Source organism: Collinsella aerofaciens (assembly GCF_040920445.1).
Taxonomy (GTDB): domain Bacteria; phylum Actinomycetota; class Coriobacteriia; order Coriobacteriales; family Coriobacteriaceae; genus Collinsella; species Collinsella aerofaciens_BH.
This window is the reverse complement of the sequence record NZ_JBCOTQ010000026.1, coordinates 1-26,228: the sequence shown is the minus strand read 5'-3', so window position 1 is coordinate 26,228 and position 26,228 is coordinate 1. Positions and strand designations below refer to the sequence as shown.

Below are 26,228 nucleotides of genomic sequence, written 5' to 3'. Positions count from 1 at the left end.
ATACCGTTTTGGTCGATGCCGACGACGTACGGCTCGAGAACCTCACGATCGAAAACGATGCGGGCGATGGGCGCGAGGTCGGTCAAGCGATTGCCCTGTATGCTGATGGCGACCGTCTGGTTGTCGATGCCTGCTGCATTAAGGGACACCAAGACACGCTGTTTTTGGGTCCGCTGCCGCCGCATGAGGCCAAACCGGGCGGGTTTATAGGACCCAAACAGTATGCGCCGCGCCGGGTGGGGCGCCAGTATTTTCGACGTTGCCGGATCGAGGGCGATGTCGACTTTATCTTTGGCGGCGCGCGTGCCTACTTTGAGGGGTGTGAGATTCGCTCGCTCAACCGCGATATGGACGTAAACGGCTACGTGACGGCGGCGTCGACGCCCGAAGGCGAGCCGCACGGCTTTGTGTTCCACGGCTGTTCGCTTACAGCTCCGGATGGCGTGGCGCCGGATTCGGTCTACCTGGGTCGTCCTTGGCGCGAATGGGCGCAAACTGTGCTGATCGATTGCTGGCTGGGGCGACATATCAAGCGCGAAGGCTGGTGGGATTGGAATAAGCCGGCGGCACACAACTGCGTGCAGTATGCTGGCGCGATTCTGCATGGGCCGGCGGGTGATACTACCGGCTGGGTGCCGTGGGCGAATGAACTCGATGTGATGGCTGCCGCCGGGTACGCTCGCGAGCAGGTGCTTGCCGGTGGGGATGGCTGGGATCCCGAGGGCGGCGACGGTGATGCGGTTGAGACGGCTGAACTGTCTGCCAACGGCCGCACCGTGCACATCGAGACGTACTGCGAAGACGAACCTGCGCTGCGTGCCCGGCTGAAGCGCGAGGGGCGTTCGGCTGCTTTTACGGGCAAGACTCCTGCAGATTTTGAGGCATGGAAGATTGCGACCAGGACTCGTCTGTACGATGTTTTGGGCCTTTCGCTTATGGACCGCGTCCCGATTGAGATTCGTGAGCTCAGCCGCGTGCGGGTTGCCGGCGGCATTGTGCGTACTCATGCGATGCTGCAGGTTGAGCACGATGTGTGGATGCCGTTTTACCTGTTGGAGCCGTCTCATCCGAAGCTTGATGGACGGGGGCTTAAGCGTTGCTATATCTGCCCGCATGGCCATCAGGGAGCAGGCGCCGCAAGTGTTGCGGGCGTGACGGGCGTGCCGGCGGTCGATGATGCTGTGCGTAAGTTCAATTACGACTACGGTCTGCGTTTGGCGCGTATGGGTTACGTGACCGTCTGCCCCGACGCACGCGGTTGGGGATACCGTCGTGACTGGAAGGGTCAGGGCGATGACGAGAACAGCTTTCTGCGCGGCACGTGCCTAAACCAGGCGCGCATGGCCGAGCCGCTGGGACTTACCGTTGCGGGCCTCAACGCCTGGGATAACATGCGTCTGGTCGATTACCTAGAGGCGCGCGGCGACATTGCCATGGACGACCTGGGCTGTTTTGGCTTTTCGGGCGGCGGATACATGACGCTGTATCTGGCGGCGCTCGACCCACGCGTATGCAAGACGTTTGTCTCGGGCTACCTGTACGGTGTCGATGATTCGCTGCTGCACCTCAACGGCAATTGCAGCTGCAACTATGTGCCGGGACTGTGGCGCCTGCTCGATATGGGCGATATCGCGTCGCTCATTGCACCACGCCCGCTGCTGGTGCAGAGTTGCGAGGGTGATCATCTCAACGGCGCCCGCGGACTTGCGAATGTTGATGAGCAGCTCTCCATCGTTCGGGACGCCTATGGCCTCGTGGGACATGCCGACGACCTGTTGCACGAGGTTTGCCCGGGCGGACACCATCTGGGCGTTGCGTACCTTGCCGAGGATATCGAATGGCTTGACGGGCATGCTGCCGGGGGCCGTTCCTAGGTCGTGGGCGTTGTTGCGGGCAAACGGTAATGACTGATGAGGCCAAAGGCCGCCGTGTGGGCGGGAAGGAGTATAAATATGAAACCGACGAAGACCTTGAGCGAGTCGACCATCTGCTGTTTTGGTGATTCGACCACATGGGGCGATAACGGATGCGGCGCAGGCGGCAACGACATCTCTTGGACTTCGCATCTGGGCGCGTTGCTGGGAGGCGCGGTCGTCGAGAACTTTGGCATCAAGGGTTCGCGTATCGCCATCAAGGCCGACCGTACCGATTCGTTTGTCGAGCGCCTTGACGGTATCGACGATGCGGCCGATATCTACATCGTCTTTGGCGGCGTCAACGACTTTAGCCGCAACGTGCCGCTTGGAGAGCTCGGCAGCACGGACGTGCATGAGTTCTATGGTGCACTCGATTACCTGATCCGTACCATCACGGCGCGCTCGCCTCGGGCAAAGCTCGTGTTTATGACGCCGTGCAAGACGAGCGGCAAGCACGAGAAGGATATCCCGGCAAGCGACGAGCTCAACCACCTGGGGTTGACGCAGGTCGCCTACGTGCGAGCGATGCTCGAGGTCTGCGACCGCTACTCCGTGCCGGTGATTGACCTGTATGCGCAAAGCGGCATCAGCCCGTTTTTGCCGGAGCACCGCGAGCTCTATATGCCGGACGGTCTGCACTACAGCCCGGCTGGCTATGAGCGCCTGGCGCATCGCATCGCCGCGGGTCTCACCGCCGTTTGCCGCTAAAAGTCTGCCGTTCGCGAGGAATATAGGGTTAACGTTCACCCTATATTCCTCGTTCGCGTTACACTAGGGGTAACGTTCACCTATCGTTTATGTCAGAGGGGACAGCAATGGGTTGCAATCAAATCCTGGATCGTTATATCGAGCAGTTGATCGAAACCTCTACGCCGCAGGCGCCGGCTTGGAATATCGAAAAGATTCGCGCCGGCAAGGAGAACACCTGGAACTATATCGACGGCTGCATGATCAAGGCGCTCATCGAACTGTACGAGATCACGGGTGAGCAGCGCTACCTGACCTTTGCCGATGACTACATCGATTTCTTTGTCCAGGACGACGGTACCATCAAGCATTACAACCCGCAGGAGTACAACCTCGATAACGTCAATGCGGGCAAGACCCTCTACAAGCTCTATGACCTGGTGGGCAAGCCCAAGTACCGCGCCGCCATGGACACCATCTACCGCCAGCTCGAGACCCAGCCGCGCACCAAAGAAGGCGTGTTTTGGCACAAGGCCGTCTATCCCAACCAGATCTGGCTCGATGGCATGTATATGGCCCAGCCGTTCTACATGCAGTACGAGCTGAGCTTCCACAACCGTCGTGCCTGCTCGGACAGCTTCCATATGTTCCAGGTCGTGCATGACCTGATGCGCAACCCCCTCAACGGTCTGTACTATCACGCTTACGACGCGAGCCGCAAACAGTTCTGGTGCGACCCGGTCACCGGCCTTTCGGCTAACTTCTGGCTGCGCGCCGAGGGCTGGTTTGCCATGGCACTCATCGATACCTGGGAGCTCATGCCGCCTTCGATGTCAGCCGAGAAGGACGAGATTCGCAAGATGTTCCACGACCTGATCGATGCCATGCTGCCGTATCAGGACGAGAAGACCGGCATGTGGCATCAGGTCATCAACCTGCCCAATATCGCCCCCAACTACCTGGAGGAGTCTGGTAGCGCGATTTTTGCCAATGCCATCATGAAGGGCGTGCGTCTAGGCGTGCTGGGCGAGCGTTACTACCAGTACGGCCGTCGCGCCTTCGACGGCATCTGCGAGACCTGCCTGTCCGAGCATGATGGGCAGCTGGCGCTCGACAACATCTGCCTGGTCGCGGGCTTGGGAAACACCGCGCACCGCGAGGGCACGTTTGGTTACTACATGAGCGAGCCTATCGTCAAAAACGATGCGAAGGGCGTGGCGCCGCTGGTGCTTGCCTATATCGAGACCATGCATCACGACAAACTGGCCGGCAGGCATGACCCGCTTGCTCCCTCGGGCGTGTGCTCTATCGAGGACCCGTTTGGCGGATACACCCCGGGCATCAACGCTCATAAGGGATGTGAATAACGTGGGGGCTATTACTCCGGGTGTGCGTTTGCACGACCTTCCGCAGGGGACCGTCGAGGAACGCATCCGCATGGCGGGAGAGCTGGGCTTTTCGTGCATTCAGCTGCCGAGCAAGGTGCTCTACGCATCGATGGGGATCGATCGAGGCGGCCTGACCCGCGAGCTTGCCGACCATTTGCTTGCGGTGCTCGACGAGGCGGGCGTTTCGGTCGCCGTGCTCGGCTGCTATAAGAATTTGGCGACGCCCGATCGCCAACAGCTCATGGATAACATTGCCGAGTACGAGGCATGCCTGAACTTTGCCCAGATGCTCGGCGGATGCCCGGTTGGCACCGAGACCGGTCGCCCCAATGCGCAGAACCGCGTTGCTGACGACCGCATGACCGATGGGGCACTCGAAGCGTTTACAGACGGGCTTGCACGCGTCTGCGATCGGGCCGAGGCCGTGGGCGGGCAAATTTTGATCGAGCCCGGTTGGAACGAGACGGTTAATACTCCGGATCGCTGCCGTGAGGTGCTGGAGCGCGTCTCGAGCCCGTCGCTCGGCGTGATCTACGACCCGGTATCGCTGCTGCACCCCAGTGTCGTTGACGAAGCGCAGGAAATCACCGCGCGCATGCTCTACTTATGCGGCAGTAAGATCCGCGTGCTGCACGCCAAGGATTTTGAGATCGTTGATAACGAGGACGAAGCCGGTTGGTGCGACGGTACGGGTTCACGTCTGGTGTGTCATGGCGTGGGCGAGACGGGCCGCTATGACTTTGAGCCCGTAGTGGCCTGGGCGGCTGCCGCCTGCCCTGGGATTCCCTGCGTGGTCGAGAACAGTGTGCCGGCGACGGCGGCTGACTGCCTGGCGACACTCGAGCACATGTCCGCTCGCTGCGGGGCTTCGCATCGCGAGTTATAGCATTGGCTTTTGCTGTGTCGGCAGATTGAGATTACCTGTATGGGGGCGGCGGTGAAGGGTCTTTATCGTCGCCCCCATTGGATTGCATTAAAAAGGGGAGTTGCGTGGCTATCCACATTGTCGAGGAGGCGAATCGTTGCCTAGGTTGTAAAAGGGCGTTCTGTCAGATTAAGGGCTGCCCGGTTCAGACGCCTATTCCGCAGGTCATCGACCTGTTCAAACAGCGTCGTCTAGAAGAGGCGGGCGAGCTGCTGTTCCAGAACAATCCCATGAGCGCGGTCTGCTCCGTGGTGTGCAACCATTCGGGCCAGTGCGAGGGTGCTTGCACCCAGGGCCGCAAGGGCACACCCGTGCATTTCTCGAGCATCGAGAACTATATCTCGACAGCGTATTTGGATCGTAAGGAGTGGACGCCCGCGCCGTCGTGCGGCAAACAGGTTGCTGTGGTCGGTTCCGGTCCTGCCGGTATTACCGTGGCCATTAAGATGGCCCAGCTGGGCTGTGCCGTCACGGTATTTGAACAGCGCCCCGAGATCGGCGGTGTGCTGGAGTACGGTATCCCCGAGTTCCGTCTGCCGCGCTCGCTCGTGCAAAAGTACCGCCACGTGATGTGCTCGCTCGGCGTGCGCGTTCGCCCCTCGACCACCATCGGCGGTGCGCTCCACATCGACGACCTGCTGCGCGACGGCTACGATGCGGTCTTTGTCGGTACTGGTACCTGGCGAGCTCGAAAGCTGGGTATTCCCGGCGAGTCGCGCGGCAACGTGCTGTTTGGTATCGATTATCTGGTCGATCCCACGAGCGTGGCAATCGGGCAGAACGTGGCGGTTATCGGCGCCGGCAATGTGGCCATGGATGTTGCCCGCACGGCCCTGCGCTCGGGTGCTCGCAAGGTCACCGTGTATGCCCGTTCGCGCCATATCTCGGCCATCGATGACGAGGTAGAGCTGACCGAGCTCGATGGTGCCGAAATCGTGTGCGGCAAGGCGATTTGTGCCATCGACGATAACGGTCCGGTCTTCGAGACGGCTATCTTCGACGAGGAGAATAACGTGGTGGGCTACGAGGAAGAGCTTGACCATGTGTCTGCCGATACGGTTGTGATTGCGGCGTCTCAGGTGCCCAAAGACAAGCTTGTGCTTACGACGGGTGGTCTGGAGACCGACCATCGCGGCCTTCTTTCGGTCGACGAGAACGGCATGACAACGGTGCCTGGCGTCTTTGCCGCCGGCGACGTGGTTAACGGCCCGCTGACGGTTGTTCACGCCGTAGCCGGCGCCAAGCTCGCCGTCGAAGGCATGACTGCCTATTTGGGTCTCTAACACATCCCATCCATTAGTTGCGGTGAAATACGGACTGTTTTGGCTGCCAAAAGCCTCATCTACTCCGTATTCCACCGCAACTTTTTTTGTGAGGTGGGCTAGAGACGCTGCATGCGGTACCCGACACCCATGTGCGTCTGAATCATCTTGGGGTGAGAGGGGTCTGCCTCGATCTTCTTGCGCAGGGTACGCATGAACACGCGCAGGCTCGCCAGATCGCTGTCCCAGCTCGTGCCCCATATCTCGCGGGTGATGAAGGTGTGGGTGAGCACCTTGTCGACGTTTTTCGCCAGAAGGACGAGCAATTTGTACTCGGTTGGGGTGAGCGAGAGCTCGCGTCCGTCTTTCGTCGCGTATCCCGCGGCATAGTCGATATGCAGCGGACCGTTGTCGAACGTGCTCGCTTCTGTCGACTCGCTCGACGCCATCGAGGAGCGCCTCAAATTCGCACGGACGCGCGCGAGCAACTCATCCACAGAAAAGGGCTTGGTGAGGTAGTCGTCTGCCCCTGCGTCAAGTGCTGCAATCTTGTCGGAATCTTCGGTGCGCGCCGAAATGACGATAATGGGGACTGCCGACCAGCTTCGGATCTTCGTGATGACCTCGATACCGTCAATGTCGGGAAGGCCGAGGTCGAGCATGATGAGGCTGGGGCCGTGCGACACCGCATCCATGATGGCGGCCTGGCCGTTGCAAACCTTGCTCACGACATAGCCGTGGAGGTCAAGCGCGGTCGAAACGAGGTTTTGAACGGTCAGGTCATCTTCGACCAGGAGGATGCGTGGCTTAGCGGCATTATTCATGAATCTCGATCTCCTCGGCGGGCAGGGTAAAACGGAAGACAGCCCCATGGGGGTGGTTGTCGCGAACTTCGATGACGCCGCCATGCGCCTCCACGATGGAGCGGCAGAGCGACAGTCCAAGGCCGATGCTTCGACGCGAATCCACGGGCTGCGTATTGCTTGAGGTGAAGAAGCGCTCAAAGATATGAGGCTTGTCGCAGTCTGCCACACCCGGCCCATCGTCTGCGACGTCCACCACGACGAACGCACCCTCGCGACGTGCGCCGATGGTGACAGTCGAGTCCTCGGGCGTGTATTTGAAGGCGTTCATGATGAGATTCGTAAGCACCTGCATGATGAGATGGACGTCGATGCGTACCAGCAGGATGTCGTCAGTGTGGTCGATGGTGACGGTACGTCCATGCGATGCTTGGGCGACATGGCTGAGGGCGGCCTCGATGACCTCGTCGATGAGCTCGGATGTTAAGTTGAGGCGAATGGTGCCGTCCTCGACGCGTGTGATGGCGAGGAGGTTCTCCACGGTATCGATAAGCCAGAGGGAGTCGTCGTAGATGGCATCGGCAAGATCGCAGCGTTGTTCGAGGCTGAGCTTCTCGTCGCTCTTCCGAAGGATTGCCGCAGATCCGGATATAGCCGTGAGAGGTGTCCTCAAATCGTGGCCGATGGAGCGCAAAAGGTTGGCGCGCAGCTGCTCGTTTTTCGCCAAGACCGCAGCCTCTTCGCGCTCTTGCGCCGCCCGGTCGCTTTCGAGCGCCAAGGCGCATTCGCCTACGATAGATAGGACGATCGAATGCTCGAAGGCTTCGATCTCGCGCCCCTCCAGGGCGATGCCGATGACACCGAATACCTTGTCGCCGGTGCGAACCGCGAGGTAGAGACAGCGCGCCTCAGGCAGGGTCCGCGTGCTTGCGCCCGCGCGCTTGTTGTTGGTGTAGGTCCAGGTTGCAACGGCGCGCTCGTAGTCGGTGAGCAGCGACGCGGATCGGTTTTCGGTGCCAGCGGACTCATAGAGCGCCTTGCCGAGCGTGCCGTGTTCGGCGGGGTAGAAGACCACGTCGAGTTTTAGCAGTTTGACGAGTTGGTTCATGGCGACGCGGGCGCACTCCTCCGCGCTATGGGCTTGCTGCAAGAGCTGGTTCGTTTCGAGGAGTACGCGCGTTTTGAATGCGTTCTCGGCGGATGTACGGGCGTTGTCGGCGATGCGCGCAGTTAACTCGCCGGCGACCATAGCGGTGGCGAACATGATACCGAACGTGACCAGATAGCTTCGGTCGTAGCTGGCGAGCGAAAACAGAGGCGTGACGAAGCAGAAGTTGTAAAGCACTACAGAGAGCACGCTCGATACGATCGTGCAGATACGCCCCGTCGTGGTGACGGCGGTCAGCAGGGCCGTGAAGATATAGAGGGATATGATGCTGGAATCGGCAAATCCCAGATGGCGGAAAGCCGTGCCGATCGCCGTGGCGGCAAGAGAGAGAGCCAGCGTGCGAAGCACGTTTCGGCTGCTGGGCGGCTGCAGGGCGAGCGCATGGCGGCGTCCTTTGGGTCGGGAGGGCGGAGTCGACTGTTCTGGAATGATGTAAATGTCGAGGTTCGGAGCGATTGTTATGAGCTGTTCTACGAGAGATTTGCGGCCGAAGAGGGCCTGACGGACGCTGCTGCGCTCGCCCGTGCGCCCCATGACGATCTTCGAAATACCCGACAGGCGCGCGAACTCGGAGATCTGAAACGCGATGTCGTCGCCATAGACGGTTTCCATATGTGCTCCGAGCTGCTCGGCTAGGGCGATATTGGCTGCAAGCTTGGCGCGCTCATCATCGCTCATGGCTTGCGTGCGCGGGCTCTCTACGAACAGGGCGACGAGCTCGCTGCGAAACGCTTTCGCCATGCGTGCGGCGGCACGGACGATGCGGGGATTGGTCGGCGCCGGGGAGACACAGACTAAGATACGCTCCCTGGTGTAGTAGTCACGGTTTCCCAGCACGCGTGCGGCGTCTGTGAGGTGACCGGTGCGATCGGCGCAGCGGCGCAGCGCGATTTCTCGGAGTGCGGTGAGGTTCTCGACGGTAAAAAAATGCTGTTGCGCTCGGTCGGCTTGTGCGGGACGGTAGACGAGGCCGGCGCGAAGGCGCTCAAGTAGGTCTTCGGGCTCTATGTCGACGAGCTCGACCTGGTCGGCATCATCGAAGATACGGTCGGGGATTCGTTCGCTCACGACAACGCCGGTGATGGATGCAACCATGTCGTTTAGGCTCTCGATATGCTGAACGTTCACGGTCGTATAGACGTCGATGCCCGCATGTAGAAGTTCCTCGACGTCTTGATAGCGTTTGTCGTGGCGAGACCCCGGCGCATTCGTATGGGCGAGCTCGTCGACAAGGATGAGCTGAGGGGCGCGTTCGATAGCCGCATCTAGATCGAACTCGCCGAGCGTAATGCCGTTGTGCTCGATGAGTTTACAGGGCACGTTCTCAAGCCCTTGTGCAAGATGGGCAGTTGCCGGACGTTCGTGCGGCTCGATGTATCCCGCGACGACGTCGACACCCCGCCGCTTGGCGGCGTGGGCGGCTTGAAGCATCGCATAGGTTTTGCCTGCGCCAGCAGCGTAGCCAAAGAAAATCTTGAGGTGTCCCCGGCTGGTTCGAGCGTCATCGGCGACCTCGCCTTTCTCAATTGCCTTGAGGATGAGGTCTGGATTGACGCGAGTGTCCGATGCGACGCGCTGCATAGCGTAGCCTTTCTGAAGCGTTGTCCATGCGTGCATACGCGGCGAGGACGCCACTGTATGCTCGCGAGGTCGAGTATAGGCGCACTGCAGCCGCAATAGTGCTTTCTACCTGCATCTTTACGGCATCTTAAGGTCGTGAGCCCCGGCCCTCACGCCTCTTTAATCCCTAGAAGCGTTTACTGTCCCCAGACGCTTGCGAGGGTAGGCGTCCGAGACATCGGACCGCGCGTGAAAGGGGCGGTAAATGGACATCCTCATTCCCATCATCGGAGTCGTCTGCATTGGACTTCTTATCTATTACATCTACATTCTGATGAGGAGTGATTCGTAAACTATGGACGCTGCGATTCAGTACATCTTGTACTTTGCCGTGCTCATCGTCCTGGCCGTTCCGCTCGGTCGGTTCATGGCCCATATCATGGATGGTGAGCATACGTTCCTGTCGCCTGTGATTGCTCCTGTGGAGCGTGGCGTCTATCGTCTGCTTCGCATCGACGCGGCAGAGCAGATGGGGTGTAGGCGCTATCTGGCGAGCGTGCTGGTCTTTTCGGGGATCGGCCTCGTGGTTCTTGTGGCACTCCAGACGCTTCAGTCCTTCTTGCCGGGCAATCCCCAGCACCTGCCGGGTGTGTCATGGGACCTGTCGTTCAATACGGCTGCTTCCTTCATAACCAACACCAACTGGCAGTCCTACTCCGGTGAGACCACCCTGTCCTACCTTGTGCAGTTCATGGGCCTCACCGTGCAGAACTTCGTTTCCGCTGGCACCGGTATCGCGGTCATGTTCGCGCTGATCCGCGGCTTCCGTCAGGTCAAGGAGCAGGGTTTGGGTTCCTTCTGGGCCGACCTCACCCGCACCGTCCTGTATGTGCTCATTCCACTGAACCTCGTGTTCGGCATCTGCCTGGCTGCCGGTGGCGTCATCTCCAACTTCCAGCCGGCTCAGAAGGCTGAGCTCGTAGAGCCCGTCGCTGTCCAGCCTAATGCAGACGGCGGCTGGAGCGTCATCGACGGCGCCCAGATCGAGGGCGACACGGTCAAGGTCGACGGCAAGGTTGTCGAGGGTGCGCGCGTGGTTACCGAGCAGTTCCTGCCCCAGGGTCCCGCGGCTCCTCAGGTCGCCATCAAGCAGTCCGGCACCAACGGCGGCGGCTTCTTCGGCGTGAACTCCGCCCATCCGTATGAGAACCCCAGTGCCTTCACCAACATCATCGAGATGACCAGCCTGCTGCTGGTCCCGGCCGCCTGCTGCTTCACCTTCGGTATCGGCGTCAAGAACACCAAGCAGGGCAAGGCCATCTTCGCGGCGATGCTTATCCTGCTGGTGATCTTCACCGGCATCATTGCCGTCAACGAGCATGCGGGCACCCCGCAGCTGGCCGATGGCGGAGCGGTCAATATCGAGATGACCGACGGCCAGGCCGGCGGCAACATGGAGGGCAAGGAGAGCCGCTTTGGCATCGCCTCCTCTTCCACCTGGTCCGCTTTCACGACGGCTGCTTCCAACGGCTCGGTCAACTCCATGCACGACTCCTACACCCCGCTCGGCGGGTTTGTCCAGATGCTCCAGATAGCGCTGGGCGAGGTCGTCTTCGGCGGCGTGGGCTGCGGCCTGTACGGCATGATCGGCTTCGCCATCCTCACAGTGTTCATCGCCGGCCTCATGGTCGGACGCACGCCTGAGTTCCTGGGCAAGAAGATCGAGCCGGGCGAGATGCGCTGGGCAGTTGTCCTGTGCTTGGCAACTCCGTTTGCCATTCTGGTGTGCTCGGCCATCGCCTGCATGGTGCCCGGTCTTGCCGACCAGCTCAACAATGGTGGCGCGCACGGCTTCTCCGAGGCGCTGTATGCCTTCACCTCATGCGGCGGCAACAACGGCTCGGCGTTTGCAGGCATGAACTGCAACATTCCCTGGATCAACGTCATGCTCGGCCTCGAGATGCTGTTCGCCCGCTTCATGCCTATCATCGGTACGCTGGCTATCGCCGGCTCGCTGGCCAAGAAGGGCAAGGTCGCCGAGAGCGCCGGTACCCTGTCTACCACTAACGGCATGTTCGTATTCCTGCTCGTGTTCATCGTTCTGCTGATCGGTGCCCTGAGCTTCTTCCCGGCCCTGGCGCTTGGCCCCGTTGCCGAGTTCTTCCAGATGATTGCGTAAAGGAGGGCGCAGATTTATGACTATGCAAAAAGACATGATGGGCCGCGCGGTCCGCGACTCGTTTGCCAAGCTGGATCCTCGCGTCCAGATTCAAAACCCGGTCATGTTCCTGGTGTGGCTTTCCGCCGTCATGACCTCCGTCCTGGCCGTCGCTTCCATTTTCGGCGTGCAGGACGCGGGTGTGCCCACCTACTATGTGGTCGCCATCGCGGTCATCCTGTGGCTTACCGACCTGTTCTCGAACTTCGCCGAGGCGCTTGCCGAGGGCCGCGGTAAAGCCCAGGCCGATTCCCTGCGTGCGGCCAAGAAGGATGTCGAGGCCCATCGCATCGAGTCCGTTGAGGACAAGGAGCACTTCACCGTCGTTCCCGGCACCGAGCTCACGCGCGGCGACCTGGTGATCGTACGCGCCGGCGAGCAGATTCCCGGCGACGGCGACGTCATCGAGGGCGCTGCTTCCGTTGACGAGTCCGCCATCACCGGCGAGTCCGCCCCCGTGGTCCGCGAGGCCGGCGGCGACCGCTCTGCCGTTACCGGCGGTACCACGGTGCTGTCCGACTGGATCATCGTCAAGATCTCCAGTGAGCCCGGCCAGAGCTTCCTGGACAAGATGATCGCAATGGTCGAGGGTGCCGCGCGCAAGAAGACCCCTAACGAGATCGCTCTGGAGATCTTCCTGGTGGCCCTCTCCATCGTCTTTATCCTGGTCACGCTGGCCCTGTATTGTTACTCCTGCTTCTCGGTCGGTCTTAACGACATGGACAACCCCACGGCCGTGACCACGCTCGTGGCGCTGCTCGTGTGCCTGGCTCCTACTACCATCGGCGCCCTTCTTTCCGCCATCGGCATCGCCGGCATGAGCCGTCTGAACGAGGCCAACGTGCTGGCCATGTCCGGCCGCGCCATCGAGGCCGCCGGCGACGTCGACATCCTCATGCTCGACAAGACCGGCACCATCACCCTGGGTAACCGCCAAGCCGCCGAGTTCATCCCGGTCGACGGCATCGATCCCGCGGAGCTGGCCGATGCCGCCCAGCTTTCCTCGCTGGCCGACGAGACCCCCGAAGGCCGTTCCATCGTCGTGCTCGCCAAGGAGCAGTTCGGTCTGCGCGGCCGCACACTCGAGGATAAGGGTATGGAGTTCATCCCCTTCACCGCGGCGACCCGCATGTCCGGTGTGAACTACGAGGGCAATGAGATTCGCAAGGGCGCTGCCGATTCCGTGCGCACCTATGTGGAGGCAGCCGGCGGCGTGTTCTCCCAGGAGTGCGACGAGGCCGTCGAGCGCATCGCCAAGGCCGGCGGCACCCCGCTGGTCGTGACCAAGAACTGCCGCGTGCTGGGCGTTGTGTACCTCAAGGACATCATCAAGTCCGGCGTTAAGGAGAAGTTCGCCGACCTGCGCAAGATGGGCATCAAGACCATCATGGTGACGGGCGACAACCCACTCACCGCCGCGGCAATCGCCGCCGAGGCCGGCGTTGACGACTTCCTGGCCGAGGCCACCCCTGAGGGCAAGCTCGAGAAGATCCGCGAGTTCCAGCGTGAGGGCCACCTGGTCGCCATGACCGGCGACGGCACCAACGACGCGCCGGCGCTGGCGCAGGCGGATGTCGCCGTGGCCATGAACACGGGCACCCAGGCTGCCAAGGAGGCCGGCAACATGGTCGACCTCGACTCCAGCCCCACCAAGCTCATCGAGGTCGTGCGTATCGGCAAGCAGCTGCTCATGACCCGCGGTTCGCTTACGACCTTCTCGGTCGCCAACGACATGGCGAAGTACTTCGCTATCATCCCGGCCCTGTTCTCGCCGATCTACCCGGGCCTTGGCGCACTCAACATCCTCGGTCTGGCAAGCCCGCTGTCCGCGGTTCTTTCGGCCATCATCTATAACGCGCTCGTTATCGTCGCGCTGATCCCGGCCGCGCTGAAGGGCGTTAAGTACCGCGAGGTCCCGTCCGGACAGCTGCTGACCCACAACCTGCTCGTGTGGGGTCTGGGCGGCATCGTTGCCCCGTTCGTATTCATCAAGCTCATCGACATGCTGCTCGCGTTCTGCGGCATTATGTAAGTGGAGGTTTGTATGTTCAAAGGTGTTGCATCGCGCGCACTGGGCGTGTTCGCGCTGTTTACCGTTGTCTGCGGCCTGGGCTATACGCTTGTCGTGACCGGCATTGCCCAGGTTGCGTTCCCGTATCAGGCGAACGGTTCGCTCATTACGGTCGACGGCAAGGTTGTGGGTTCCGAGCTCATCGGCCAGAACTTCGAGGATGAGGATCACATGTGGGGCCGCATCCAGAACGTGTCAATTTTCGAAGGCGAAGATGGCGAGCTCATGGCGTATGGTGCCCCATCCAACCTGTCCCCGGCGAGTGAGGAGTATCGGCAGCTTGTGGATGCGCGCGTGAAGAAGATCCGCGCCGCCAACCCCGATGCCGATATGGACGCTGTGCCCGTCGACCTGGTGACGTGTTCCGGCTCAGGGCTCGACCCCGAGATCTCTCCCGATGCCGCCGAGTACCAGGTCCCGCGCCTCGCCAAGGCCACGGGCAAAAGTGAGGACGAGGTGCGCGACATCATTGCCGCGTGCACCAAGGGCCGTTTCCTCGGCGTGTTCGGCGAGCCCACGGTCAACGTGCTCAAGGTGAACCTTATGCTGGACGGCGCGCTGTAGGTGAGGGAGTGGCGGATGAGGGCATGACTGACTATCTGAGCCCTCAAGTCCACCCCGCCCATCAGTTGCGGTGAAATACGGACTGTTTTGGCTGTCAAAGGCCTTATCTACTCCGTATTCCACCGCAACTTTTTTGTGAGGGTCGGGATTGAAGGTGGGGAGTGCGAGCGAGTGCGAATGCGGCGGATACTGATACGATAAGTACGTTAGCAACTGCCGCCGAGCGGCTCAAACGAAAGGAAGCCTGTATGGAGTCCTCCGCCTATCCGATGCTCTTTAGCCCGATCAAGGTCGGTACGACCGAGGTCAAGAACCGCGTCTTTATGCCGCCGGTGTCTACCAACCTGGCCGATCATGGCTATGTGACCGACGACTTGGTCGATCATTACCGTGCCCGTGCCAAGGGTGGCGTTGGCCTGATCATCACCGAGGTCGTGACGGTCGAGCCTACCTATACCTATCTGCCGGGTGACATGTGCTGCTACGACGACACGTTTATCCCTGGCTGGGAAAAGCTCGCCGCGGCCGTCCACGAGTACGGCTGCAAGATCATGCCGCAGCTCTTCCACCCTGCCTACATGGCCTTTAACATTCCGGGCACGCCGCGCCTGATCGCTCCGTCCTTTGTGGGCCCGTCCTATGCCCGCGAGGCACCGCGCCCCATCACGGTCGATGAGATCCACGAACTCACGCACCAGTTTGGCGATGCCGCTGTGCGTATGCAAAAGGCTGGCGTCGACGGCGTCGAGGTCCATGCAGCGCACGCCCACGGCATGCTCGGCGGTTTTTTGACTCCGCTCTACAACAAGCGTACCGATGAGTACGGTGGCTCGCTCGACGCCCGCATGCGCTTCTTACTCGAGGTTATCGCCGAGATTCGCGAGCGCTGCGGCAAGGACTTTATCATTGACGTCCGCATCTCGGGCGATGAGTACACCGATGGCGGCCTGACCCTCAACGACATGATCTACGTCTCACGTCGCCTGGAGAAGGCCGGCGTCGACATGATTCATGTGTCGGGCGGCACCACCATCAAGCGCGGCTCCGCGATTCCCGCCGCCGGCACGCAGCAGGCCTCGCACGCCGCCTGCTCGCGCGAGATCAAAAAGCACGTCAACATTCCCGTCGCCACCGTCGGACGTATCAACGAGGCCTGGATCGCCGAGGAGCTGATCGAGGACGGCGCTGCCGACATCTGCATGATGGGCCGCGCCAATCTGTGCGATGCCGAGTTTTGCAATAAGGCCGCTGCCGGCAACGCCGACGACATCCGCCCCTGCATCGGCTGCCTGCGCTGCCTGAACGGCATTATGTTCGGCAAGCGCATCTCCTGTACCGTCAACCCGGACGTGGAGCGCGACGAGGCCGGCTACGAGCCTGCCGCCGAGGCCAAGAACGTGCTCGTTGTGGGTGCTGGTCCTGCGGGCATGGAGGCAGCCTACATTGCCGCCAAGCGCGGCCACAACGTGGTGCTCGTTGACAAGCAGGATGAGCCGGGCGGCGAGATGCGCATTGCGGCCGTTCCGCCGGCAAAGCAGGAACTCACCCGCGTGATCAAGTATCAGTATCGTCGCCTGGCCGAGGCCGGCGTGAAGTGCGTATTTGGCACCGAGCTTACTGCCGAGGACATTCAACGCGACTACGCCGGCTACGAGGTTGTCCTGGCTTATGGCGCCGAGCCCATCGCCCCGGCCTTCATGCAGGGCTTTAAGCAGGTTATGACGGCTGACGACCTGCTGGGCGGCAAGGCTTTCCCGGGCAAGAAGATCGTCATCGTGGGCGGCGGCACCGTTGGCTGCGAGACGGCCGATTACCTGGCCCCGCTGGTCAACGACCTGTCGCCGGCCAATCGCGATGTCACCGTCATCGAGATGACCAAGACGCTCGCTGCCAACGAGGGCGGCGCCGGTCGCGCGGTGCTTATCACGCGCATGCTCTCCAAGGGCGTCCATGTGCTGACCGAGGCCAAGGTGACCGAGATTACCGAGGATACCATCAGCTACGAGAAGGACGGCGAGGTCCACACCATCGCCGATGCCGATACGCTGGTGCTTGCCATGGGCTATCGTCCCAATACTAAGCTGGCCGACGACCTGGCTGCAGCCGGTGTTGCCACCCACGTGCTGGGCGACGCCAACAAGTGCGGCAACATCCGCGACGCCATCGGCGATGGCTACAAGGTCGCCTGCGAGCTCTAGTCAACCCCTTTGCACCAATCGATTGCAAAAAGCGGCGGCTGCCCTGTGTGTTGGGCAGCCGCCGCCTGCGTTTTGCCAAAGAAAGATTATTGTCGGGCCCTAAATGCCTTTTGCTTCTGCTCCCTCCGCAATCATGTTGCGGTTATACACCAGGTGCAGATACATCGCGTCGTGCACGGCGGTGGGATTGCGTGAGGCGATGGCGTCGGCCACATCGCGGTGCGTGCGGATAGTTTCCTCGACGAGCTTTTTGCCGGTCACGTCGATAAAGAGGGGGACGGATGCCTTGAACACGCCCATCAGGCGGGGAACGACGAGGTTTCCGGAGCTCTCGGCAATGGCATTGTGGAACGCGGTGTCGGCGGCGGAGTAATCCTCACCGGCCTCGGCCAGGCGCTCGGATTCGTCGCAGAGCTCTTTGATACAGACGACCTGGTCGTTGGCTACGTGCTCGGCCGCCATGCGTGCTATCTGCGGCGGTGCCACGGCCCTCTCGCACGTCAACGATGCCGGTTTTTGGATGTGCTTCTCGTTCCTGGAGATTGACGAGAAGACCACCCTCAAGTCCTGGACCGTTATGGAGACTCTCATCGGCCTTTCGGGTCTTGCCTGCGCCCTGGTGATTTCGTTCTTCGCCTAGTTCGCGTGGCTAAGCATCTTTTGCCGAGCGCATCGCTCGGTACCCATTTACACCTGATTCATTAACCAACGATTGGTACAACCGTTCAAATCAAAAGAGGAGAGCATCATGGACGAGAAGACCAAGGCACAGATTCAGCAGGAGGCAGCCGACCTGGTTGCCAAGCTGCAGCCGCGTTCCGGCAAGTTCCGCACCATCAGCCCCGAGATGGACCCGCTGCGTCTGGGCTCTGGCTGGTCCATCGAGGATCTGGACAAGCCGCAGGTCATTATCGAGTCGACGTTCGGCGACTCGCATCCGGGTTCTGCCGGCCTGTTTGAGTTGGTCGAGGAGGTCCGTGCCGGCGTTGCCGAGGCTGGCGGTCATGGTGCCCGTTACTTCTGCACCGATATCTGCGACGGCGAGGCCCAGGGCCACGACGGCATCAACTACTCGCTGCCCAGTCGCGACATGATCGCCAACATGATCGAGATTCATGCCAAGGCCACCCCGTTCGACGCCGGCGTCTTTGTTGCCAGCTGCGATAAGGGCCTGCCTGCGAACCTTATGGCCATGGGCCGCATCAACATCCCCTCCATCGTCGTTACCGGCGGTGTCATGGATGCCGGTCCCGATCTGTTGACCCTGGAGCAGCTCGGCGCCATCTCGGCCCGCTATGAGCGCGGCGAGATTTCCCGCGAGGAGCTCGAGTTTGCCAAGCACAACGCATGCCCCAGCTGCGGCGCCTGCTCCTTTATGGGCACCGCCTCGACCATGCAGGTTACCGCCGAGGCCCTGGGCCTTATGCTCCCCGGTACCGCCCTGCTGCCCGCAACTAGCTCCGACCTGCGCGAGTTTGCCCGCGAGGCCGGCCGTCAGTCCGTGTGGCTCTCCGAGCACAACCTGTGCCCGCGCGACATCGTGACCAAGGAGTCCTTCGAGAACCTCATCATGGTCCACGGCGCCATCTCCGGTTCCACCAACTCGCTGCTGCACATCCCCGCGATTGCCCGCGAGTTTGGCATCGAGATGTCCGCCGACGATTTCGATCGCCTGCACCGTGGCGCCCACTACCTGCTCAACGTTCGCCCCGCAGGCGAGTGGCCGGCGCAGTTCTTCTACTATGCAGGCGGCGTGCCGCGCATTATGGAGGAGATCAAGTCGATGCTCCACCTCGACGTTATGACCGTCACCGGCAAGACTCTCGGCGAGAACCTCGAGGACCTCAAGAACAACGGTTACTACGAGAAGTGCGGTCGTTACCTTGAGAAGTGGAATCTCAAGCGCGAGGACATCATCCGTCCGTTTGACCAGGCCTTCGGCACCGACGGTTCCATCGCCATCCTCCACGGCAATCTTGCTCCCGAGGGCGCGGTCGTCAAGCACACCGTCGTTCCGCGCGAGATGTTCCAGGCTACGCTCAAGGCCCGTCCGTTCGACTGCGAGGAGGACGCCATTCACGCCGTCCTGACGCACGAGGTCAAGCCCGGCGATGCCGTTATCATTCGCTATGAGGGCCCCAAGGGTTCCGGAATGCCCGAGATGTTCTACACCACCGAAGCTATCGTCAGCGATCCCGAGCTGGGTGCGAGCATTGCCCTTATCACCGATGGCCGCTTCTCCGGCGCCTCCAAGGGCCCGGCTATCGGTCACGTTTCGCCCGAGGCTGCCGTGGGCGGCCCGATTGCCCTGATCGAGGAGGGCGACCTTATCCAGATCAACATCCCCGAGCGCTCGCTGTCCATCGTGGGCATCGCCGGCAAGGAGATGGAGCCGGCCGAGATCGATGCCGTCCTGGCCGAGCGCCGAGCCGCTTGGAAGCCCAAGGCTAATCGCTATACCTCCGGCACGCTCAAGTTCTTTACCGAGCATGCAGTTTCCGCCATTCAGGGTGGCTACATGGAGTAGCGCCCATGCGCATCAAATATCTCCTCTCATAGATGTGCGGCACAAAGAGCCCCGAGCCACGTCACCGGGGCGCGTTGTTCAGCGCCGCCGGGGCGCTCCACTCAAACGACAAGAGACGTCTTACGCAAGCGCCCGCGTCCGTGGATAAAACCACGGGCGTGGGCGCTTCACTTTATTCCCAGCCGCTTTATTCCCAGCCCTTCCACACGTCAGGCTCGTAGCCAACGGTTGCCTGGCGGCCGTTGCGAACGATGGGCTCACGAAGAATCTGCTGGTTATCGAGCACCTTTTCGAACTTCTGGTCGGCAGCAAGATACTGTACGAGCGCAACCGTGTCGGCATCTTTCGCCTTTGGATCGATCACAGCGTCGATCCCGCCGACGGCGCGCGCCACGCTTTCGAGCTCGCCTTTGCTCATCCCCTTTTCCTTCAAGTCGATGAACTGGAACTTCACACGACGTTCCTTGAAATAGCGCTGCGCCTTCTTAGTATCGAAGCTTTTCTTCGTGCCGAATATCTGGATGTTCATACGTACCGCCTTCGCTCAATTCTCGTCCGTCCATGATGCGACAAGGGAGCCGAGCAAAAACAGAGCAGGCGGAGATGGAGGAGGACGGCGACCGACCGTCGGCAAGAGTCGGCCGGATCGGACTGGCGCCCAGCGCGCGCCGGCGACACGCTCGCAGCTGCACACATAGCCGATGTACAAGCTCGCCGCGGCGTTCCCTCGCCCCGCGGTGTGGCGATAGAGAAGCACGCCACCCGTCAACGATGGCGCCTCGGTGAAGAAAATCAACGTCTGGGTTACATCCCTTGAAAGGGGCGAAGACGGCTGCTAGAATACCTCCCCGCTATGAAGGATTTGACCAAAGCATACATCGCAATTCGGCGGCCCCTGGTATACGGGGCCTCTCCTGTTGTTCCCCAAGTGCGCTCTGAGCAGCCGCTTTCTTCCTGTCGTATCTGATGCACGCATAGCACGTGCATGTTATTTCGCCCGTGGGCCGGCGCGCCTTCGGCGAAGAATCGAATAGATACGAAGGAAGCTTATGTCTGATAATTGTACGGTCGCGCCCGCCAATGGGCGCATTACCGGTACCCAGATCCGCATCGTCGCGGTCGTCGTCCTGGGTGCCTTCTTGGCGCTACTGAACCAAACGGTGATGTCGCCTGCGCTGCCGGTCATCATGTCCGATTTCGCCATCGATGCCTCGACTGCCCAGTGGATCATGTCCATATACCCGCTGGTGAGCGGCATCATGGTCCCCGTTTCGGCGTTCCTTATCGACAAGTTCAGCACCCGCGCGCTATTCTTCGGGGCGACGCTGGTGTTCGCGCTGGGCACGCTGCTGTGCGCCGCAGCCCCTGATTTCCTGTTCCTCATCATCGGTCGCGTGTTGCAAGCGGCGGGCTCAGGCGTGCTCATGCCGCTTGTCTCGGTGGTTCCCATGCTGGTATTCCCCGTCGAGAAACGAGGAACGGCTATGGGCATGGCGGGCATCGTCATGTCGGCGGGTCCCGCGGTCGGCCCCGTCGTAGGCGGCGCGGTGATCGACACGTACGGCTGGCGCACCATGATCGGCGCCATCGTCCCCCTCGCAATTCTCGTGCTGGTGCTGGGCGTGTTCATGCTGAAAAACGTGGGCGAGCTGAAGAACCCCAAGCTCGACCTGCCCTCGGTCGTCCTCTCCACCATCGCCTTCGGCGGACTTCTCTACGGGTTCTCGAGCGCCTCGTCGATGGGTTGGGGCAACCCCGTGGTGCTCGGCTCGATCGTCGCGGGTGTCGTGTGCTTGGTGCTGTTCGTCGTACGCCAGGGCAAAATCGAGGACCCGCTGCTTCAACTGGGCACGCTCAAGACGCGCGAGTTCCGCGTGGCCGCCATCATCGTCACGCTCATCAACGCCGCATGCCTGGTCACCAACACGCTGTTGCCGTTGCTGCTGCAAACCTCGCTTGGCGCTTCGGCCTTCGAAACCGGCATGGCCATGCTTCCCGCCGCGGCGGTGGGCATCATCATCAGCCCTATCTCCGGCGTGGTGTTCGACAAGTTCGGTCCGCGTGCCATCTCGATCGTCGGCCTGGCCCTCATGACCGGCGCCCTGTTCCTGCTCTCGCTTTCGACGGTAAACACGCCCATCTTGGTGGTTGCGCTGTTCTGCATGCTGCAGTCCGCCGGCCAGTCGCTCGCGAACATGCCGGTGAACACATGGGGTGTCAATGCCTTGAAAAATGACATGATCGCCCACGGCAACGCCATCGCGAACACCGGCCGCCAGGTCGCCGGCGGTTTGTGCACGGCGCTCATCATCACGGTCATGACAAGCGTCACCGCGTCGGCCGGCGTCGATGCGAGCATCCAAGTAGCCACCGCCGTGGGCGCGGGCGTCGCTTACAAGGTGTGCGCGGCAATCGGCCTCGTTTCCCTTATCTGCGCCATATTCAGCGTGCGCACCAAGAAAACCGCACCGAAAACGAAGGAGGCATAAGCGATGTCCGAGATTCTGTCCGAGCGCATCCCGCTCGAGCTCGAGGGGACGCCCGTTTCGAGCATCATGATTGAAGAGCCGTTCACCTGCACGCAGGATTGCACGATTTCCGACGTGGTGCGCATGCTCGCCGAAAACGAGGTGAGCGGCATGCCCGTAATCGATGAGCGCAACCAGGTGGTCGGGTTCATCTCCGACGGCGATGTCATTGGAGCCATCGCGCAGCATCGCGCTCACACCATCTTCACGGGCGGCGACGCGTCCATGCTGTACTTCGACGATCAGAGCCTTGAGCAGCGCATCGAAGACCTGAAGGATCGCTGCGTCATGGATTTCGCGACGCGCCAGGTAGTGTGTGCCCGTCCCGAGCAGAGCATCGCCCGCGTCGCCGCGCTGCTGGCGAAGAAGAAGTTCAAGAAGCTTCCTGTGGTTGATGACGAGGGCAAACTCGTGGGGGTCATCCGCCGCTCCGCCATCACCAAATACATCTTTGGCATCCTTTTCCAATAGGGGCAGGTCGCACTTGAGGCGAACATCTCGAGGCATCGAGCCAGCAACTGGACCAGACAACCTTGACACGCACGCGCTTTCCCTCGATGCTTCGGTAAGGGGAGCTGCGAAAATCGCAGCACGGGTGATCGGCGCCGCGCCCCCGAAGGCAAAAGCGAACACGGGAGCGATACGATGGGAAAAGTCCTGGACGAAGATTTGGTTTATGAGATTCTCTCCGTCGTGGCAGAGATTCCGGCGGGATGCGTCGCCTCGTACGGTCAGATAGCGCGCCTCATCGGCAGGGAGAAAAACTCTCGCCTGGTCGGAGCGGTGCTGAGCGAGGCGGATCGCTACGGCGATTATCCCTGCCACCGCGTCGTCAACCACGCGGGACGCCTCGCGCCAAACTTCCCCGACCAGCGAGCACTACTGACGGAGGAAGGAGTCGCCTTCCGAGACAACGGCTGCGTCGACATGAAAAAGCACCAGTGGAACGAGTAGCCAGGCAGCGTAGCGTCGAAAGGAGCGACGCCACGGGGAACGACCTGCGCCCCGCCGCCGGACAACCTATGGCAAAGTGACACGTCCCACAAAGAGCGGCGCACCAGTACGAGACACGACCGCGACGTAAAAAGACCCTATGATACTCGTAAGCATCTATCTGATTGCCCGCCTCGAGGTACCCAAAGAACGAGAGATGCCGAAACCCCTAGACAAAGAAAAAGGTCGGGAGCTTTTATGCTTCCGACCTGAAGTTTCATGGTCGCGGGGGGCGGATTTGAACCACCGACCTTCGGGTTATGAGGTCGCTACGACGTTGTTTCATTCAGACATTTCGACCCAAATTCGACCCACAACGAGCTTGAAAGCGGTCAGGCGGAGCATTACCCTTGGGGTGTGACCCCACGCAGGGCCCACCACCAAGGGTAATGCCCACCCGCCCCAGCCCTTTGCGCCATTCCGCGCAACCGAGCGCGATTCTCAGGCACTTCAGGCAAGGAACACGATGAACGACCGACCTCTCGTCATAGGCAAAGGAACGAAGCAACGCCGCGACAAATACAGGTGGCGCTACCGTCACAGCCTCGGCAAGGATCCGGTCACGGGCAAATACCGCTATTCGCCGTGGCAGACCATACATACCACCAAAAGCCGAGAGGTCGACGCCGCACTCGAAGCCTACAAGGCAGAACTCAACAGCGGCACCTACGTCCAAAAATCGAGGGACACCGTCGGCTCGTACGCAAAAAAGTTCCACGACAACCGCAAAGGAACCATCACGCCGCTCGCCTACTCGACATCCTACTCAATCGAGAACCGGACGCGCACATCACATGCGTGATGCTCATGCTCGACACCGACATGAGAAGGGCAGAAGCCCTCGGGATGACGTGGTCCGATGTCTCCGTCGAGAACAGAAGCATCCTCATTGAGCAGCAGTTCGCGGCCGATCGAAGCGTTCGCTCGCCCAAAAGCAAGAAAAGCGTGCGGAGGATCTCGATAAGCGAGACGCTGACGTCGTATCTCGAATTCTGGAAAAAGGAGCAGGCCCGCGAAATGGAAGCCTTCGGCCTGGAACAAGTCAAAGGCACTCCGCTCGTCCACTCATTCGAACGAACGAAAGACAGGCATCCCCAAGTCAACTTCATGGACCTGAATGGGTTTTCGCGCTGGTTCAGAAACTTCAGCGTCGAGAACGGGTTCGGCAAGTTCGAAGGCGTTCGAACATACCATTATGTGAAGGAAACTGTCGACGGGGAAACGATTTCGAAGCGTTATGAGCATAAAGAGTGGCTCGAATTGAGGGATTACCTCAGGAAGCATCCCAAGGTTCGCGAGGCGAGGCATATCAGCACATATGAGAGCGAGCACCTTCCTTACGGATATTCGGGCCTATCGAGCCACACCGCTACTGCCGCTACTGCCCGCTACTGCCCGCTACTGCCCGCCAGCTTCCGAACCAGCGGGCGGTAGCAGCACCCCGAACATCTCGCCGACAGCGCAGAGAGTCGTCGACCTGGCGGCCAAGGCCGACATCGAGGACGTGATGCTGTGCGACCTGCCCGGCGTCCTGTCCTTCCTAGGGCTGCCACCTGAGACGGAGATGCCGCCGGGCAACAAGGGGAAGACGAAGCTCAAGAAGCTCTACAGGAAGGTGGCGCCGAACAAGGCATACCACTCCGGCGAGCGCGCCAAGGATTTGATCTCGCACCTCGACATGGCAGAGATCAGGGCATCGGCGCCCGTCCCGCTCGGAGAGATAGACAGAGCGGTCGTAAGCGGCTGATGTAACTTCTGACACCCTAGAACTTACATCGAGCCCCGATTCGAGCTCGGGGCTCTTTTCGTCTAGATTGGGGACGCATGGCCGGACGAAAACAATTTGCGTCTGGTAATAAGCGTACGAAAGCGCAATTTACGTCTTAATTCCGTACGCAAATCAAGACGAAAATCGTTTACGTCTGCTTTAATCCGTACGAAAACGGTTTTCGTCTTGCAGGGCAGTTGCCGTTTCTACAGTTCAACTTCCAGTTCGGCTTTGTGCTCGTAGAGGTAGTCGCGCATGTAGGGGATGGCAAATGAGACCTTGCCGTACGAGGGAGCCTCGATAATCGATTCTCTTAACAGGCGGCTGCGGACGGAACTCACCTGTTGAGGCGTTTTGTTTAGGGCATCGGCAACCATGCTGGTCGAGCTCGTCTGCCCCAAAGACGCCATGCTCAGCAGATAAGCGATGCACGTGGGCGGAATGCGCTGCAGCGCGGGCTCAATCACCATGGCGCAGAAGCGTTCGCGTGCCGTTGCAATGCCACGCTCGGCTTCTTCTTCTCCAATAATCGTTGTATGTGCGCGTCTTGCCAACTGCCATGCGTAGTATCCAACGAGTTGGATCATGAAAGGATAGCCCTGCGTTGCCTCGGCAAGTTGGCCGGCAATACCTGGCTGCAACTCCATGCCAGACGCTTCAATGGTTTCCTCGAGGGAGTACGACACTTCGGTTACTGCCACAGCCTTCAGGTCAAAGGGGAGGGCGCGGCGCAAAAACGCAAGTGTCTTTCCGTTGATGATGCTTTCAATCATCGAAGGCAGCCCAGCAAAAACAAAGGCTATATCAAGGTCTTCGCCGATAACCTGCTGAATCGCAATGGAGAGCGTTCGGACCTCATCGAGCTCTGCGTCTTGAACCTCGTCGAGAGTGATGAGCAGGCCATTTCCATTCTTGGATATTGTCTGTCTCATGGCGTCGCGTAGCGATGGACCGATTCGCTCAATGTCTATGCTGCCGATGGATATGCCAGCTACGGTGGGCTCAAATCTGGCGTGTTTGGCCTGGAATTTGGGCTGCAGCTGTTCGAGAATGCGTTGGCAAAGTCCCTCGGTTGCGACCTCTTTTATGACCGTCCAGCCACGGCTTTGCGCCAAACGTGAGCACTCGTCAAGGAGGACCGTCTTGCCCGTTCCACGGACGCCGGCTATGCGCATTAGGCGCCCCGGGGCACCAGGCCCGTTGACGAGGCCCTCATTGAATTCTTCGAGCACATCTTCGCGGCCGATAATCGTGGGAGGTGTTTTACCTGCTGTGGGCTTAAAAGGGTTTGTTTGCATGTGAGCCACCTTTGCTCAAGATATAGCAAAGTATAGCAAGATATAGCAAAGTATAGTGAGATATAGCAAAGTAAGCGCTACTCGCGGGTTTTGCGGTGGTGCTATTTTCCAAATGCCGCGCGGATAAAGCGCTGGTCGAACAGCTTGTTGGCAACTCACGAGGGCTCGGGGTGCCAATTTGGGATGGAGTGGTGCTGTGCCACGAATAGGGCCTATCTACTACGTTTAAGCCGCAGAGGTCAACCATAGCCGGCTTTTTCGAAAATCGACAAGCTGCCTACCTGCACTGATAATTGTTCTCGGGGGAAGCGGGCACTGCGGGGCGCGGCAACGGCGCGCGATTTCCGCGTCGCA

The 26,228-nt window shown here is 60.5% G+C and carries 22 protein-coding genes; 17 read left to right on the top strand and 5 right to left on the bottom strand.

Annotation, left to right across the window (positions count from 1 at the left end; translation table 11 throughout):
• The 5 genes from AB5405_RS05635 to AB5405_RS05615 form a co-directional block, all read left to right on the top strand.
• A partial coding sequence (locus AB5405_RS05635; protein ID WP_368137832.1) for a pectinesterase family protein occupies window positions 1-1,874 on the top strand: 1,874 nt, incomplete at its 5' end.
• A 78-nt stretch (window positions 1,875-1,952) separates the two neighbouring features.
• Complete coding sequence (locus tag AB5405_RS05630; RefSeq protein ID WP_368137831.1) at window positions 1,953-2,624, top strand: SGNH/GDSL hydrolase family protein; 672 nt, start codon at window positions 1,953-1,955, stop codon at window positions 2,622-2,624.
• A 107-nt stretch (window positions 2,625-2,731) separates the two neighbouring features.
• Window positions 2,732-3,970 (top strand): glycoside hydrolase family 88/105 protein, encoded by a 1,239-nt coding sequence (locus AB5405_RS05625; protein ID WP_115596161.1) that lies wholly within the window; start codon window positions 2,732-2,734, stop codon window positions 3,968-3,970.
• A gap of 1 nt (window position 3,971) precedes the next feature.
• Window positions 3,972-4,877: a sugar phosphate isomerase/epimerase family protein gene (locus tag AB5405_RS05620; RefSeq protein ID WP_368137830.1), complete on the top strand. Its 906-nt coding sequence runs from the start codon at window positions 3,972-3,974 to the stop codon at window positions 4,875-4,877.
• Between the two features lie 104 nt (window positions 4,878-4,981).
• On the top strand, window positions 4,982-6,199 hold the full coding sequence (locus AB5405_RS05615; protein WP_368137829.1) for an FAD-dependent oxidoreductase: 1,218 nt from the start codon (window positions 4,982-4,984) through the stop codon (window positions 6,197-6,199).
• A gap of 98 nt (window positions 6,200-6,297) precedes the next feature.
• Here AB5405_RS05615 and AB5405_RS05610 read toward each other — a convergent pair whose 3' ends face one another.
• The gene (locus AB5405_RS05610; RefSeq protein ID WP_117583373.1) at window positions 6,298-7,002 is read right to left on the bottom strand and encodes a response regulator; all 705 of its coding nucleotides are present in this window, start codon (window positions 7,000-7,002) and stop codon (window positions 6,298-6,300) included.
• On the bottom strand, window positions 6,995-9,730 hold the full coding sequence (locus AB5405_RS05605) for an ATP-binding protein (protein WP_368137828.1): 2,736 nt from the start codon (window positions 9,728-9,730) through the stop codon (window positions 6,995-6,997). Before AB5405_RS05605 ends, AB5405_RS05610 begins: the two co-directional genes overlap by 8 nt.
• A 334-nt stretch (window positions 9,731-10,064) precedes the next feature.
• Here AB5405_RS05605 and kdpA point away from each other — a divergent pair, with 334 nt between their 5' ends.
• The 4 genes from kdpA (at window position 10,065) to AB5405_RS05585 (ending at window position 16,760) form a co-directional block, all read left to right on the top strand.
• A complete protein-coding gene (gene kdpA / locus AB5405_RS05600; RefSeq protein ID WP_368137827.1) occupies window positions 10,065-11,888 on the top strand; it encodes a potassium-transporting ATPase subunit KdpA in 1,824 nt (607 codons plus the stop codon).
• A 16-nt stretch (window positions 11,889-11,904) separates the two neighbouring features.
• Window positions 11,905-13,959 (top strand): potassium-transporting ATPase subunit KdpB, encoded by a 2,055-nt coding sequence (kdpB, locus tag AB5405_RS05595; RefSeq protein ID WP_195234174.1) that lies wholly within the window; start codon window positions 11,905-11,907, stop codon window positions 13,957-13,959.
• Window positions 13,960-13,971: 12 nt separating this feature from the next.
• Window positions 13,972-14,562 carry a potassium-transporting ATPase subunit KdpC gene (kdpC, locus tag AB5405_RS05590; protein ID WP_161115485.1) on the top strand — a complete coding sequence of 197 codons (591 nt, stop codon included), beginning with the start codon at window positions 13,972-13,974 and terminating at the stop codon, window positions 14,560-14,562.
• 248 nt (window positions 14,563-14,810) lie between these two features.
• A complete protein-coding gene (locus AB5405_RS05585) occupies window positions 14,811-16,760 on the top strand; it encodes an FAD-dependent oxidoreductase (protein ID WP_368137826.1) in 1,950 nt (649 codons plus the stop codon).
• 99 nt (window positions 16,761-16,859) lie between these two features.
• Here the strand turns inward: AB5405_RS05585 and AB5405_RS05580 are convergent, their stop codons facing one another.
• Entirely contained in the window at window positions 16,860-17,222 is a 363-nt protein-coding gene (locus tag AB5405_RS05580) for a FadR/GntR family transcriptional regulator (RefSeq protein ID WP_368137825.1), read from the bottom strand.
• On the opposite strand from AB5405_RS05580, the gene AB5405_RS05575 reads away from it, so the two are divergent.
• On the top strand, window positions 17,221-17,400 hold the full coding sequence (locus AB5405_RS05575; RefSeq protein ID WP_271748036.1) for a GntT/GntP/DsdX family permease: 180 nt from the start codon (window positions 17,221-17,223) through the stop codon (window positions 17,398-17,400). The two genes, AB5405_RS05580 and AB5405_RS05575, sit on opposite strands and share 2 nt — an antisense overlap.
• A gap of 108 nt (window positions 17,401-17,508) precedes the next feature.
• Window positions 17,509-19,287 (top strand): dihydroxy-acid dehydratase, encoded by a 1,779-nt coding sequence (gene ilvD / locus AB5405_RS05570; RefSeq protein ID WP_229028317.1) that lies wholly within the window; start codon window positions 17,509-17,511, stop codon window positions 19,285-19,287.
• Window positions 19,288-19,474: 187 nt separating this feature from the next.
• Here the strand turns inward: ilvD and AB5405_RS05565 are convergent, their stop codons facing one another.
• Window positions 19,475-19,816, bottom strand: coding sequence for an arsenate reductase family protein (locus AB5405_RS05565; RefSeq protein WP_006234747.1), 342 nt, complete (start codon window positions 19,814-19,816; stop codon window positions 19,475-19,477).
• A gap of 520 nt (window positions 19,817-20,336) precedes the next feature.
• Here AB5405_RS05565 and AB5405_RS05560 point away from each other — a divergent pair.
• The 6 genes from AB5405_RS05560 (at window position 20,337) to AB5405_RS05535 (ending at window position 24,555) form a co-directional block, all read left to right on the top strand.
• A complete protein-coding gene (locus AB5405_RS05560; protein ID WP_035136865.1) occupies window positions 20,337-21,776 on the top strand; it encodes an MDR family MFS transporter in 1,440 nt (479 codons plus the stop codon).
• Window positions 21,777-21,779: 3 nt separating this feature from the next.
• Window positions 21,780-22,286, top strand: a complete 507-nt coding sequence (locus AB5405_RS05555) for a CBS domain-containing protein (RefSeq protein ID WP_368137824.1) — start codon at window positions 21,780-21,782, stop codon at window positions 22,284-22,286.
• A 174-nt stretch (window positions 22,287-22,460) separates the two neighbouring features.
• Window positions 22,461-22,769 (top strand): MGMT family protein, encoded by a 309-nt coding sequence (locus AB5405_RS05550; RefSeq protein WP_006234744.1) that lies wholly within the window; start codon window positions 22,461-22,463, stop codon window positions 22,767-22,769.
• Between the two features lie 505 nt (window positions 22,770-23,274).
• Entirely contained in the window at window positions 23,275-23,610 is a 336-nt protein-coding gene (locus tag AB5405_RS05545) for a hypothetical protein (protein WP_368137823.1), read from the top strand.
• Window positions 23,611-23,615: 5 nt separating this feature from the next.
• Window positions 23,616-24,242: a tyrosine-type recombinase/integrase gene (locus tag AB5405_RS05540; RefSeq protein WP_329932505.1), complete on the top strand. Its 627-nt coding sequence runs from the start codon at window positions 23,616-23,618 to the stop codon at window positions 24,240-24,242.
• Between the two features lie 73 nt (window positions 24,243-24,315).
• Window positions 24,316-24,555, top strand: a complete 240-nt coding sequence (locus AB5405_RS05535; protein ID WP_052044012.1) for a hypothetical protein — start codon at window positions 24,316-24,318, stop codon at window positions 24,553-24,555.
• Window positions 24,556-24,782: 227 nt separating this feature from the next.
• Here the strand turns inward: AB5405_RS05535 and AB5405_RS05530 are convergent, their stop codons facing one another.
• A complete protein-coding gene (locus AB5405_RS05530) occupies window positions 24,783-25,874 on the bottom strand; it encodes an ATP-binding protein (protein ID WP_349099910.1) in 1,092 nt (363 codons plus the stop codon).
• Window positions 25,875-26,228 lie beyond the last annotated feature (354 nt).